The following is a 12,901-nucleotide window of genomic DNA, read 5'->3' on the forward strand; positions in this document are numbered from 1 at the left end:
CAGACGGCCGCGTACCCGCAGCAGGGGCCACCGCCCGGACAGGCCGGATACGGGTACCCGCCCGCCGCACCTCCCGAGCCCGCGTTCCCGCCCGGCCATCCTGCACCCGCGCCCACCGACTGGCCGCCACAGCACACCGCGCCCGCCGCCACGCCACCCGCCGCACCAGCCCCTGCGCAGCAGACTGCCCCCACGTCCATGCCGCCGCGCCAGACCCCTCCCGGACCGGGCCAAGCACCGCTGGGGCACAGCGCCGCGACCGAACTGTCCTCCGAACGGCTCCTGCGCGGAGCCCCGCCCAAGCCGCGCAGCACCCGCCCCGGAAACCGCCCCTCACGCTTCCGCCTCGGCGGCGCACGGGAAGACACCGAGACGCAGCGCAAACTGGAACTCATCCGCACCCCGGTCCACGCCTGCTACCGGATCGCCGTGATCAGCCTCAAGGGCGGCGTCGGCAAGACCACCGCCACCACAGCACTCGGCGCCACACTCGCCAGCGAGCGCCAGGACAAAGTCCTGGCCATCGACGCCAACCCGGACGCCGGCACCCTCGGACGACGGGTGCGGCGCGAAACCGGCGCCACCATCCGCGACCTGGTCCAGGCAATCCCCACCCTCCACACCTACATGGACATCCGCGCCTTCACCTCACAGGCCCCCTCCGGCCTCGAAATCCTCGCCAACGACGTCGACCCCGCCATCTCCACCACCTTCAACGACGACGACTACCGCCGCGCCATCGACATCCTGGGCCGCCAATACCCGATCGTCCTCACCGACTCCGGCACCGGCCTGCTCTACAGCGCGATGCGCGGAGTCCTCGACCTGGCCGACCAACTCATCATCGTCGCGACCCCCTCGGTGGACGGCGCCTCCAGCGCCAGCACCACCCTGGACTGGCTCAACGCCCACGGCTACGCCGACCTGGTGAGCAGAGCCCTGACAGTGGTCTCCGGCGTACGAGAGAAGGGCAAAATGATCAAGACGGAAGACATCGTGGCCCACTTCTCCGCCCGGTGCCGCGGCGTCGTCTCAGTCCCCTTCGACGAACACCTGTCTACCGGCGCCGAACTGGACCTGGACCTGATGCGCTCCAAGACCCGTGAGGCCTACCTGGACCTGTGCGCCCTCGTCGCCGAGGGCTTCGCCACCCGCAGGCCCACCCCGCCCGCCGCCGCTCCCGCCGCCCCGGCGGCCTACGCCTACCCGCCCCAGTCGGCCCAACAGCACGGCTACGGCACGGCACCCGGGTACCCGCAGCACAGCCCCTTCCCGCAGCAACCGCGCTGACCGCCCGGCGCGCAGGCCACGGAGGGCGAGGGCAACGCGAAGACACAGGAAGCCCGCCTTAAGGGAAAGAAGCTCACCGAAAAGGCCGAGGCGATGCATGACAAGTCGCCGCACCCGGTGACGGTTGACGCCTTCCAGGACCAAGCCCCGATACTCCTGCCCGAGAAGGGACACTTGGCGACGAGGGTGGTGAGGGCCAGGCACAGGGCGCCACCGACGTTTCCCCTGGAGGGGAACGACGTATCGCTCTCAGGCGGGGCCTCGCCACACCTCTCGCGTCAGCTCTCGTCCGCGCGTTCCGGCGGCCGATCGTGCCGCCAGGGGCTGCACACATGGCCTGGGCCTGCCTCGCGGGTCGTGGCGCGGCCGACTACCGGGCGGCCGGGACCACATCACCCCTCGCCATCCTCCTCGCCATTCTCCTCGTCGTCCTCGTCGAGGTCGTAGTCGCCTTCGTGGAGCTGGTGGGCCAGCAGGCCGTCCACATCGGTCACGGCGAACTCGTAGCCGCAATCCTCGGCCAGCTCACGCACGGCGTGCCCGTAGGCGACATCGACCGGGTCGCGGTCCGCGTGGTCGTGGATGTAGCGGAGCCCGTCGCTCTGCTTACGGTGGATCGCGTACCGGGTGAGGCCGGTGCCGGGGACGTCGTACTCGACGACACGAACAAAGTCGGCGGGCAGCTCGTCGCTCACGCGGCTCTCGCGGTGGAGGTGCCCTTTCCCGACGGCCTCGATGAGGGCGTCACGCTCCTCGGGGGCCGCCGATCTCCGTGTCGTGCAGGCCCATGACGCCGAGGACGGTGCGCAGTTCGATGGTGGTGGTCATGATTCCCCCTCTTCAATGACGATGGGCTGTTGGGTAGTTTCTAGCGGCTCGGGCTGACATCGGCTGGCCGGTCGCGCCGGTGTCTCACGTCTCGGTGGTTCCGGATGCGGCTCTCACGGCGTCGATCAGACGGGTGCGCATCCCAGCAGGCGCCCTGATCACTGCCCAGACCAGGGGCACTCATCCACGCACAAAGCCGCCCGACCTCCGACAACGTTGGCGGCGTGACTGCTACCCGCCACCGACGAGCGCTAAATCGCCGAACCGCCGCACCATCGCGACCGCATGCAGCCCTACCGCTCCAGCAGCCACCGCACCAAACGGGCCGCTGGGTCACCCACTCGGCGCAGTCCAACGCGCGCCACACCGTCCTGGCCCATACGGTCACGGTGCCCGGCACGTGACAGGACGGGCGGCCGATGGTCCCGCACCTCGATCCGCACGCGGTGCGGGACCCTCCGACGCGTATCCAGACGCGCGCCACGGCCACCGACCGTCGCCGAGTTGACCGAGGTACCGAGCCTGGCGGCAGCGGCCGTAGCGGCGCTGACCTCCCGGCTGTCTTGGGGCCGCCCTCGCCCGGGCCCGGCAGCGGCATCACGCGCGAGACCCGGGACACGAGGGCCCTGGACGCATGCACCTGCTGCACGGAACGCCGGAGGCCTGCGTTGTCCCGTCCTGCGGGACGGACCGACAGCTCGCGGAACCGCAGCGCGGGACGCACCCGCGAACGCACGCCTTACCGGAAGACCGCGGACCTAGATTGCCCGGAGCAGGCGATCCCTCTTTCCCCGCCCGGCCTTGTAGGGCCTGCCGTGTCCCACCCCGTCAAACTGAGGAGCTTTCGATGCCGGTCGTGCTGATTCACGGTGCCACCTGCAGTGCCGCGACCTGGAACCGCCTGGTGCCGCTGCTCGAGGGCGAGGTACTGGCCGTCGACCTGCCCGGCCGTGGCGCACGGGCCGACATCGACCTGCACGAGGTGACACTGAACGGCTGCGCCAAAGCGGTCGCCCAGGACATCACCCACAGCGGCTTCACCGACATCACCCTGGTCGCCCACTCCTTCGGCGGCGTGGTGACGCCGCAGGTGATGAGCCTGGTCCCGGACCGGATCCGGCAGGTCGTCCTGCTGTCCGCGGTGGTGCCGCCGGACGGGACCACGGTGGCCGATCACATCGATGTGGAGGTCAAGGAGGCCCTGGCGTCCAGCATGGCAGGCGGGATCTACACCTTCGGCCCCGAAGCGGCCAGAGCGCTGCTGTGCAGTGACGCCGACGAGGAGCAGGCCGCGGAGGTCCAGGAGCACCTCGTCGACGACGCGGCCGCGTTGCTGGCCGAACCGGTCGACCTGACCGGGTACCGGCTGCCCGTGCCCCGCACATACATCCGGCTGTCCCAGGACCGGTGCTACTCCCCGGAACTGCAGTCAGCATCCGCCCAGCGGATCAACGCCAGGATGATCAGCCTCAGTGTCGGCCACATGCCCATGGTCACCAAGCCGTATCAGGTGGCCGAAATTCTCAACGCCCTCGCTGCCCCGCGCGCTCTCGGGTGAAGGAGGAGATCTTGGTGATGCAGACCAAGCCCTTGAGTAACTGGTCGGAGGACGTCCTGGAGCAGTGTCTCCAGGACGTGATGCAGGGCGGCTGGTCGCGCATGCGCCCGTACGCTCTCACGTTCCTCCTGGTAAGCCTGACCACAGCAGAAGCACCCCCCACCCGGCAGGACCTGGCCCTGGCCCCGTTGGTACATAACTCATCCAACCCCGGCAGCCAGCTGGACCTCTCCTGCTGGGAGGACGTCTCCACACTCCACGAAGACGAGCGGGCCGCCCGGCCCGCGGAGCTGGCAGCGGCAGCCCGGTACGCGGCGCATTACGGACTGCCGCCGATGCAGACCGTCAACGACGTGATCACTCTCCTGATAGCCGCCCAGGTCATCCACGAGATCCCCGACACAGCCGGTGTGGCGCGCCTGTACCCCGCACACCCGGTTCCCGCGCCCGTCGACGTCTTCCCCTTGGATGAGGAAGAAGCCGCCATCCAGCGCCAGTTGCGCTTCGAGGCAGCCTACGAAGGTCACTCCTACCGGATCATCGAATTGTTCGCCCCCGAAGGCGAGCGCCGCAAAGAGATCACCACCAGCCTCGAGCGCCTGGCCCGGGTCATCGACAGCACCCCCGATGACGCCCGACAGGCCGTCCGGCTGCTGGTGAACGGGGGCGACTTCACCACAACCCTCGACATCACCGAGCTGCCCCCGCACAAAGTGTTCCGCCTGCGCTGTGACTGGGCGCAATTCGACGACGGCCGCATCGGCATCCACGGCATGACCGAGGACGGCCGCATCGAGGTCACCCTGCCCACCCGGCTGACGGATCCCACCGACGAACACGACCGCGAACCGCCCCCGCAGCATCCCCACCCGGAACGGTAGAACCCCGAACACGCTGCCGTACACCCGGCGGCACACTCCGACTCACCCGGCAGCGCGGCGTGCCCCGGCACGCGGCGGCTCCCGGGGCGAGAAGAGCCTGGAACAGCACGACCGGCCGGGCCCCGCCGGACTCGGCCCCTTCCTGCCAACTCATTTCGAAGACGACGCAAACCACAGCCACCGCCGCGCCTGCCGTCCCGCTTGGGACACGTGGCCAGACCAAGCTCCGCGCGGACGGACCAACGGCGCAGCGCGGTGTCTGCCTCGGGGCGCAGGCCGCCGGACTCGCTGTAGCGAGCCCGGTACGCGGAATTGGCGTACTGCGAGTACTTCCGAGCGATGGGAATTCAGATACGTGGCTGTCTGCCGGAGCGTGGTGCAGCCAAACTGCACCCGGGCCGGAGCCGGGGGCGCGACGCTGCCCGACGTAGGGGGACGGGGGCTCCCGCGCTGCGGGCTGCTATCGGCTCGGCCCGGTCCTGGGGCCGGTACCGCGAGGCGGTAGATCGGGATGTCCACGGAAGGGCTCTCGTCCGCTCGGGCGCGGGGGAACCGGAAGCTCTGGGGCCTCGGACCGCGCACGGGCCTCTGCGGCTATGACACGGACTCGCCTCACCTGAGGGCTCTCGCTTTGATCCTGTCTTGCGGTCGGCTGGGTATGCCAGGTACCGGCGGTCGCATTCCAGTGGCCGGGGGGCCCGGGCCCTAGCAGCGGGCTGAGAAACGCTTCCGCCGCCAACGCCGCTTCGTTCCAGGTGGCGCAGCCTTTGAGGCCGGGCACTTGGCGAGCTGCCGCCGGGTACCGTTCGGGCCAAGCCGGACCAGGGGGCTGGAACGACTCCGGCAGGACGATGTCAACACCAGCGATACGCCGGCGCCGTGCTTCGGTACGCAGGGCAAGCTGCGCGTAGGGGCCGTCGAGGGACTCCTGCTGGCTGATGAGCAAGATATCGGCCAGGTCACGGTAGCGACTGGAGGGCGAACCATGATGCCGCTCGAACATCGCGCAGACTTTGTCCGCCAGCTGGTTGACGATCGGATATAGCTGCGCCTGGGGCCAGTCAACCGGCCAGGCCAGGTCGATCAACGGCGCAACGCGGCGGGCGTCTGGCGTGACAGTGAGAGCCTGTCTGGCGACCACGTCCACGCGTAGGACGCCAACCTCGTGCGTGCCCATGTGGACGCGGAAGAGCTGTTTTGCGGCTGCGGCGCCGTTCTCATGCAGCGATGTCCGGGCAGGTGCGAAGGTCAGATAGTCGTTCAGATCATGAGCAGCGGCCTTGAGTAGCTCGGCGACGGCTTCGTCGATTTCGGCCGCTTCGCTGTGCTGGATGTCGATGTCCTGGCTGAGCCGCGCTGCTGCGGCATAGCGCAGGAGCAACGCGTGGCCGCCCTTGACGATCCACTTGTTGGGCTGGGCGAAGAAGACTCGTGCGACCAGACGGCTGAAAAAATAGCTGGTGAGAATGTCAGCCACCGACAGGTTCTCACTGCGGGCGAGAAGCTGGGCCTTGTGCTTGAGCGCACCGTAGAACGCGGCGGGTGACGTGTAGTTCTCCTGAGCCATCGCTCTCCTGCGAGTGCCACGAGCACGGAATGCCAGCCTAATCTCCGAGAGGCGAGGCTCTCAACCGTCAGCAGAGNCCTAATCTCCGAGAGGCGAGGCTCTCAACCGTCAGCAGAGAGGGGAAAACGCTCTCCCGCAGCCGCCAGTAGATGATCCATCAGCTCAAAACCGCCTGCGGGGAAGGGCAGTTGGTACTCGGCGGCGAACGGTGCGATATGCGAGGCCAGGGCGTGGCGATCGACGAGCCCGCGACGCACCGCGTCGGCCACTACGCCTCCGATATGGCCGCCATCCAGCCCCGCGCGCAGCAGGTCCTGAATGGTTCGCTCCACAGCGGTGACTGGCAGGCCGTCAATGAGAGTGATCTGCCCGGAATCCATGCGCGGAACGTGATGGAATCGCACTCCCGCAGCCCGGGAAGCATCCGCTCCGGGTTCCGTCAGAAACTCGACGACGCCTGTCGGCAGGTCGCCCAGCCCGTGCATAAGGCAGGCTGAACTGTGGGAGACAACGCCCGAAGCTCCGCTCTGCCGATGCCACGCGAGCCGGTCTGGTTCCAGCCGGAGCCAGGCCACCTTGATGTCCAGATGCGCAGGCAGAGGCGCTCCGGCCAGCTGGAACACTCCCTCCCCTGCTCTTGACAGCAGCCCAGCCTTGCTGAACTCGGCCAGAGCGGAAGCATCCACACCCACCTGCCTGGCTTGCTCGGCCGTCACCAACCCCCACTGCTCAGTTGTCAGCCGACCGAGCCTCACCAGTCTCTCTACATAGTCCACCCGCCCATCATGACAGCCTCCTACGACGGCTGAAGCGGTAGACCATCCCCATTTCACTGCTCTCTCCCGCGATCGGCGAGCGGGACCTGACGTAGCTAGCGGGAGGCTGCGCCGGTCAGCGGCATCAACACCTGGTCGCCAGTCGGCGGCCCGCGAAACCGCCGCGCAGGACGTTGCGTGAGAGCTTCCAAGTTTGAGCCTGCGCCCGAATCATCAGGCGTCGAAGCCCACCGGCTGAGGCGTAAAGGAGCTCAGACGGTCGGCGTGCGGCTGTCGGCGGGGACCGTCGCCTGCCACGCCCGCACGAGCACCATCCGGGACCAACACCAGGGCCGGTACTCCAAGCGACGCCGCATCCGGAGGACCTGCCGCCGGGCACCCGGGTCCAGTGTGGAGAAGTCCCACAGGAATTCGTACTTCATCGGGCCGACCAGGCGGCGCTCGACCAACCCGGCGGCGTGCTCCAAGTCGGAAGCGGCCTCCCTGACCAGGCCGTGGCTGCCGCCGTCGAGGTAGGAGTCCGCCCGCAGCCCCCGCTCGTACCACCGGTACACCACGCACCAGTCCGGGCTGCTGGCGTCGTTGTAGATACAAATCCTCCGATACCGCCGGAACCACACTTCCCCTGAGAACACCATGCCCCCATTCGTCTCCAAGCGCCCCGGAAAGGCTGCCCGTTCAGGGTAGACGCCTTCCAGCTGGCTCAGCACCGGCTTCCACCCATCCCGGCGATTCCAGGTGGCGATGTGCTGCAAAACCGTCCATGTCCCGGTCGTAGCGCGAGGTCAGGAGTGTCGTCCTCGGCTTCCGGCTACAGCGGGGTGATGGCCGCGCTCTCCAGGCCTTCCCTGGAGGCCATCGCGTGACCGTCGAAGAGGAGAACGGTGGCCCAGCGCCAAGACACGCTGGGCCACCTGTTGAACGCCCAAGCCCCCGGGAGCACGGCGTACGGACAGGCCGGTGCGACGCCTGCCCTCCCGCTCAGGCGTTCCGCTTCGCGACCAGCGCCTTCCACTCCTCCTGCGAGATCACCTTGTCGTCGCCGTCGGTGACGAAGCGCTCGCCGCACCCCATGATGATCAGTCCGCCGCTGTCGATGGTCAGTTGCTCGTCCGGTGCTCCGGGGTGTGCGTGCCTGGCTTCGAGCTCGCGGACGACATCGACCGGCACGTTGATGTGGACCACGAACTCGTGGTCGACAGGGAAGACCAGCGGGAACATCGATCGGTCGGCGCGAGGAATCCCCCGCAGTTGCTGGTGTTCGCGCTCTGCTGCGGCGGCCAGTTCGCCGAGGGTGGTGGTGTAGGTGGCGCAGATCTCCGCGTAGTCCGACGCCTCGTCGGCGGTGAACGGATCGAACTCCATGGCGTTTCTCCCTGGGGCCGGTTATGGGCATACGACGCCAACCGCAAATGCGGCGGACCCCTTTGAGGGAGCGATGAGCCGCGGGGCGCTTGGGCACCCGCGGAGTCGCCACGATATCAGCGGCAGCCCCGGCCGGGAGCCCGGACGGCAAGGGCCGAGAGTGCCGGGGCTGCTCGCACAAAGGTTGGTAGCAGAGTTGAGGGGGCGGGGCAGTCCGCGCTCCGGGAGACGCGGTAGCCCTCCGCGATCTCGTCCAAGAAGGCCAGGTCAGCGGGCTCCACCGTCCGCCCCTGCGGGACTCCACCACGTCCTCCTGCCATAAATCTCGCCTGATCTTGCTGTGCCGGGCGCCATTCCAGCCCGAAGAGGTGGAGAGCGGGAGCGCTCTTCGCGGGCGCGTGCCCGGAGGGTGACAGGAGATACCGGTGGAGTGGATACAGGCTCTGGTCGAACAGATGGAGAACCCGCTCGTGCGGCTGGTGGCGGGGGAGAGCGTCCGGGGGATCGTCCGGCGTGTGCGACGCGGCCGCCGGGCGGCGTCCGCGCACAGTGAGGCGGGGCCGATCACGGCCCTGCACGCTGAGGGAATGGAGGCGCCGGTGACGATCGCGGACGACAGGACGGGCGAGCAGCTGGCCGAGGAGCTGCTGCGCGGTGTGGGTAATGAGCGGATGCGGGCGGCGACCCGGCTGCTTGGGGCGCACCGGGGCGGGCACTGGCTGCGGCGTCTGCTGGCGGAGGAGCTGGAGCTGACGATGGCCGCCGGCCGGTCGGTGATCGACCGGGGCGGTGCCCATCCCTCGGTGGACTGGGACGTGCTGGGGCACTTGATGCTCACCCGGCCCGGGGTGCTCAAGTCCTCCACCAGCGAGTGGATTGTGCTCCAGACCGCCGTGTCGCTGGCGGGCAGCTACGCGGTGCAGCTCGGCGATGTCGTCCAGGGCGTGTCCGAGGACGAGGTCCGGATGATCCAGCGGGCGCTGGAGGAAGCCGCCTTCGGCGACGCGCGCTGAGGGCGGTACCGAACGGTGGGTTCCGTGCTCTGGTGCGGGGCCCACCGGTGGCCGCTGCGGACGGAGGCGGCATTCCGTCTCGGTGTCAGCGCCTGTTCAGCCCCTGGAAGGGTTCGGCCGCCTGGAGCAGGCGCGGCGGCAAGTAGGGGGATGCGACGCGGATCGTCCAGCCCCTGCGGCGGGCGTGGCAGGTCAGCGCCAGAATGTCGAGATTGATCTTTGCGTCCGAGTCGTCCGCGCGGTCGGCGACCTGGTAGTGGTCGCGGTGGGCTTCGAGGGCGTCGGCCAGGGCCAGGTTGAAGCTCTCCTCATCGCCCTCGATGAGCTGGGAGAACAGCACGGCGGGCGGCGGGACGAATCCCCAGTCCTTGACCCGCTCCACCTCCTCCAATGCACGTTCTGTCGCCGGGAGGGGGTCCAAACCTCTCAGATAGTCGTGAAGAGCCTCGCGGTACGAGGGAAACGCAGAGCCGTCCTTGCAGACGTAGGCCGGACCGGTGAGCACCAGCGGGGCGAGGTCCTCGCGTACGCCGGTGACCAGCGCGAAGTTCGTGGCGGTGTGCCAGTGCCCCGGACTCATGTGCTCGCCTCGAGTGGCCAAGTAGCTGACCGTGCGACCATCGATCGTCACCTCGGCCTCCGTACCGGGCTCGGCGAGGGCGATACGGAACAGAGCCGCCCCCAATTGGGAGGCCAGGCGCAGGTTCGCCAGCTGGACATCCGTCACATCGGCGGAGAGGGAGGCGCGCGCCTTGAAAAGGATCTCCTGGTCGCTCAGGGCACGGGCGAGCCGCCGTACGGCGGGGCGCTGACCGTCCGTCTCCGTGAACGCCTCCCGGGTGTACTGCTCGAACAGGGCCTCGCTCTCAGGATGCAGGGGCTGGGGAGGACCCGGCCTGTCGATGGCCACGGGGCCGTCGGCCAGCGCGGCGACCGCGTCCGCGCGGCGGTTGCGGCCCAGGCCGCCGACGCGTGGGCCGGGGGTTTCGTACCCGGTGACCAGGGCGCGCGGGAGGTAGTCGGTCTCAACCGCGGGCTCCCAGCCCGGACCCCGGTAGGCGAGCGCGGCCAGGGCGATCGGCAGCAGCGGGAGGAGGCTGCCCGGCTTGGCGACTGGCCCGCGCTGTTCGGCGAGGGGGAGCAGCAGGTCGGTCAAGCCGGTGTCGAAAGCCTCCCGATCTCCTGCGGCCAGAGCGCGCAGGGTCCGGAGCGCCACGGTGTGAGGCTGGTGGCGCATGTCCTCGCCTGTCTCCTCCGCCCGGACCCGGGCGAGCGCCGCGTCGATCGCGCCGAGCTTGGCCTCCGCACTCGGCGGGTACTCCGCGCCGTCGTCACCGATGTCTCCGAGGACATAGGCCATGAAGCCGGTGACCAGCTCGCCGGTGCTGGTCCCCGCCACGTCCTGGCTGAATGTCTTCCGGGCGAAGTGGAATGCCTCGCCGTGCAACGTGGCCTTGCCGGACAAGATCGCCAGACAGAACGCGTCGATCCATTTGTGCGGGATGATCTGGCCCCCGGCGTCCTCCTCGTCGCCGGGGTCGTAGCTCATCCCAAAGTTGACGTAGTCGAGCATGACGAAGAACGAATCGTGCGGGTGGTACGCCGCGTAGGCGACGGCGCCGGCCGCGGCTTCGGCGGCGTCTTTCAGGATGGCCTTGGCCTCCGGCGTGTCCAGGTCGGGTGTCTGGACTGACAATGCGCCCAGGTACTCGTGAAACTCCTCTGCGAGCAACTGCCACTCGTAGATGGCTATCGGGCCTGCTTTCGACATGGACCGGACCTGACCCCCGATCCGGTTCACGAAGTCGTCGCGTACTGCCGAGACCCTTGCCTCGCTCACCTGGTGACGCTCAATCTGCATGCCTCGCAGCATAGATTCGGGGGCGGACACACTCATCTCGGGTCCCGAGCAGGCATCAGGCACGTTGAGTCACGTAGGCCGTCCGTGAATGTGCCTTACAGGTACCCGAGGGGTGTCAGGCATGTAGGGGCTTCGGCAACCAGTCCGACCACCTCAACGTTGTTTCGACCGAAACGAGGTTGTCCACCTCAGTTCGGTCGAATCGAGGTACCGTGCCCGCGGTGGCTGGCGTCCGGCCACCTCTCAGGCCCCACCACCTTCTGATTACCAGATCAGCGAAGCGGTGCAGGAGGTTCGCCCGGGGCATACGCGCCCTCCGTGGTGAGTTCGAGGAGCTGGCCCTCGCGTGTGCGCCGCCAGGAAACACTGTTCGCGTCGGTGAACTCGAAGGTCACAGGGTGCGCGTATGAAGAGGCAACCACGCCGAACCACTCGGTTTCCGCACGGTCCACGTCCATCGAGATGTGCTTCTTCCCCGGGATCATGAGGTGGTAAAAGTCTCGGAGATCCCGCTGTCTGATCACCCACACCCGATAGATCGGCTGGTCACTGTCGTTCACGATCGTGATCCTCCCGACACCGCTATCAAGCGTGATGAAGCCATACACCAACCTGGCCTGGCTTCGCCGCTCGTTCTGCCGATGAACTAGGTCTCGGCGAGCCTCCCGTCTCATGAGTACGAAAGCGGTGAAGAACGCGCTGACCGTGCCGACAGCACCCAGGAGGGTTGTCCAGGCAAGGATCCAGTCTGTTACTAGCGGACTGGTGACCACCGGGATGGGCGTCATAGGTGCACCGTACGCACCGAACTGCTGGTGAGTAAGCCGAGCGTCCCGCAGCATCACCCGTCCAGATGCGTCGGACACCTCCGCAGCCAGACGCCGCAGCAGCTCCTCACGGCACGGGGTCCGCCGGACCGAGGGCGAGCGTGGTGATGATCAGCCGCGGGCTCGCGTCGGAGTCCGCAGTCGCGCCTCGCTGTGAGCGGCCAAGTGGGAGTTCAGGCAGTGTTTCGACCAAACCACGGAAGGGTGCCTTACGTGCCTGCAATGGCGATCACCCTGCCGGCCTGCTGAAGTCGGTGAGAAACCCCAGATAAGAGGGCCGCCGCGCGCCGGGACAGGTGCGCAGCGATCACTCTTCGTCCTCGCGGTTCGCCTGCCACGGAACGGGAGGCTTGTTCGGCCCTTCGCTGCTTTGGAGAGTCGCCGCCGTCGTGCCCGGCGTCGGTCATCCTCTCGGCGAGCCTGTCCAGCTCATCGGCGGTCCGAAGGAGCTGGAGGACGACCCTCACCGATACACCGCCGGGGCGCCCTCCCCGCCACGTGTGCCGGAGAGGGTGACCAGCTACCGGCCGCCTTCGATCGGCACGAACGTCGCAGTCTGGCCCGGCTGGCATCTCGTGCTTTGGACTGCACGTTGACGATCGGGCAGTCGCCGGTTCCCGCGGGCGCCCGCGGGATGCGGCTGGTGTGAACGAGTCTGGAGGCGACTTCGTGCTCGCTACGGCGAGGACGGCCAACTGCTCGAGGGCACGGGCCTGGTGACCGGCGGTCGCCAGCGTCGATTACGAACTCGGCGCTCAAGTTCTGCACCGCATCGTCGCTGAACCGGACACCGTTGCCCGGTGTGGCGTCACCGCTACAGGCCCCTGCTGCTCCCCGCACCTGGAGGCGTAGGTCTCACAGGCGAACACGTTTTCAACTCCAAAAAACAACCAACCGGGTTGACAATGAATTTTTGGAGTTTAGTGTGGGTGGTG

General features: G+C 68.2%; 11 protein-coding genes. 4 read left to right on the forward strand and 7 right to left on the reverse strand.

What is annotated here, in order from left to right; translation table 11 throughout:
• Nucleotides 1–1,290, forward strand: a 1,290-nt coding sequence (locus tag EEJ42_RS12980; RefSeq protein WP_246096426.1) for a MinD/ParA family ATP-binding protein, incomplete at its 5' end; no start/stop codon positions are given.
• Nucleotides 1,291–1,682: 392 nt separating this feature from the next.
• Here EEJ42_RS12980 and EEJ42_RS12985 read toward each other — a convergent pair.
• A complete protein-coding gene (locus EEJ42_RS12985; RefSeq protein ID WP_123100100.1) occupies nt 1,683–1,985 on the reverse strand; it encodes a hypothetical protein in 303 nt (100 codons plus the stop codon).
• A gap of 980 nt (nt 1,986–2,965) precedes the next feature.
• Here EEJ42_RS12985 and EEJ42_RS12990 point away from each other — a divergent pair.
• Both EEJ42_RS12990 and EEJ42_RS12995 read left to right on the forward strand, forming a co-directional pair.
• Nucleotides 2,966–3,676, forward strand: coding sequence for an alpha/beta fold hydrolase (locus EEJ42_RS12990; protein ID WP_123100101.1), 711 nt, complete (start codon nt 2,966–2,968; stop codon nt 3,674–3,676).
• A 17-nt stretch (nt 3,677–3,693) separates the two neighbouring features.
• A complete protein-coding gene (locus EEJ42_RS12995) occupies nt 3,694–4,557 on the forward strand; it encodes a DUF6042 family protein (RefSeq protein ID WP_123100102.1) in 864 nt (287 codons plus the stop codon).
• Between the two features lie 460 nt (nt 4,558–5,017).
• Here EEJ42_RS12995 and EEJ42_RS13000 read toward each other — a convergent pair whose 3' ends face one another.
• The 4 genes from EEJ42_RS13000 to EEJ42_RS13015 all read right to left on the reverse strand — a co-directional run bounded on the left by EEJ42_RS13000 (nt 5,018) and on the right by EEJ42_RS13015 (nt 8,265).
• A complete protein-coding gene (locus EEJ42_RS13000) occupies nt 5,018–6,124 on the reverse strand; it encodes a nucleotidyl transferase AbiEii/AbiGii toxin family protein (protein ID WP_246096457.1) in 1,107 nt (368 codons plus the stop codon).
• Nucleotides 6,125–6,225: 101 nt separating this feature from the next.
• Nucleotides 6,226–6,900 carry a type IV toxin-antitoxin system AbiEi family antitoxin domain-containing protein gene (locus EEJ42_RS13005; RefSeq protein ID WP_123100103.1) on the reverse strand — a complete coding sequence of 225 codons (675 nt, stop codon included), beginning with the start codon at nt 6,898–6,900 and terminating at the stop codon, nt 6,226–6,228.
• Between the two features lie 251 nt (nt 6,901–7,151).
• Nucleotides 7,152–7,538: a hypothetical protein gene (locus EEJ42_RS13010; protein WP_148081933.1), complete on the reverse strand. Its 387-nt coding sequence runs from the start codon at nt 7,536–7,538 to the stop codon at nt 7,152–7,154.
• A gap of 343 nt (nt 7,539–7,881) precedes the next feature.
• Nucleotides 7,882–8,265 (reverse strand): hypothetical protein, encoded by a 384-nt coding sequence (locus EEJ42_RS13015; protein ID WP_123100105.1) that lies wholly within the window; start codon nt 8,263–8,265, stop codon nt 7,882–7,884.
• Between the two features lie 425 nt (nt 8,266–8,690).
• On the opposite strand from EEJ42_RS13015, the gene EEJ42_RS13020 reads away from it, so the two are divergent.
• Nucleotides 8,691–9,278, forward strand: coding sequence for a hypothetical protein (locus EEJ42_RS13020; RefSeq protein ID WP_123100106.1), 588 nt, complete (start codon nt 8,691–8,693; stop codon nt 9,276–9,278).
• Between the two features lie 85 nt (nt 9,279–9,363).
• Here EEJ42_RS13020 and EEJ42_RS13025 read toward each other — a convergent pair whose 3' ends face one another.
• On the reverse strand, nt 9,364–11,139 hold the full coding sequence (locus tag EEJ42_RS13025; RefSeq protein ID WP_184503061.1) for an immunity 49 family protein: 1,776 nt from the start codon (nt 11,137–11,139) through the stop codon (nt 9,364–9,366).
• Between the two features lie 272 nt (nt 11,140–11,411).
• Nucleotides 11,412–11,927: a hypothetical protein gene (locus EEJ42_RS13030; RefSeq protein WP_148081934.1), complete on the reverse strand. Its 516-nt coding sequence runs from the start codon at nt 11,925–11,927 to the stop codon at nt 11,412–11,414.
• Between the last annotated feature and the right edge of the window lie 974 nt (nt 11,928–12,901).

The sequence above is a fragment of the Streptomyces botrytidirepellens genome, assembly GCF_003721215.1.
Taxonomy (GTDB): Bacteria; Actinomycetota; Actinomycetes; order Streptomycetales; family Streptomycetaceae; genus Streptomyces; species Streptomyces himastatinicus.

Coding starts and splice junctions, on each gene's coding strand:
- EEJ42_RS13000 (WP_246096457.1), bottom strand. CDS start 6,124: ATGGCTCAGGAGAACTACACGTCACCCGCCGCGTTCTACGGTGCGCTC.
- EEJ42_RS13025 (WP_184503061.1), bottom strand. CDS start 11,139: ATGCAGATTGAGCGTCACCAGGTGAGCGAGGCAAGGGTCTCGGCAGTA.
- EEJ42_RS13015 (WP_123100105.1), bottom strand. CDS start 8,265: ATGGAGTTCGATCCGTTCACCGCCGACGAGGCGTCGGACTACGCGGAG.
- EEJ42_RS13030 (WP_148081934.1), bottom strand. CDS start 11,927: ATGACGCCCATCCCGGTGGTCACCAGTCCGCTAGTAACAGACTGGATC.
- EEJ42_RS12995 (WP_123100102.1), top strand. CDS start 3,694: ATGCAGACCAAGCCCTTGAGTAACTGGTCGGAGGACGTCCTGGAGCAG.
- EEJ42_RS12990 (WP_123100101.1), top strand. CDS start 2,966: ATGCCGGTCGTGCTGATTCACGGTGCCACCTGCAGTGCCGCGACCTGG.
- EEJ42_RS13010 (WP_148081933.1), bottom strand. CDS start 7,538: ATGGTGTTCTCAGGGGAAGTGTGGTTCCGGCGGTATCGGAGGATTTGT.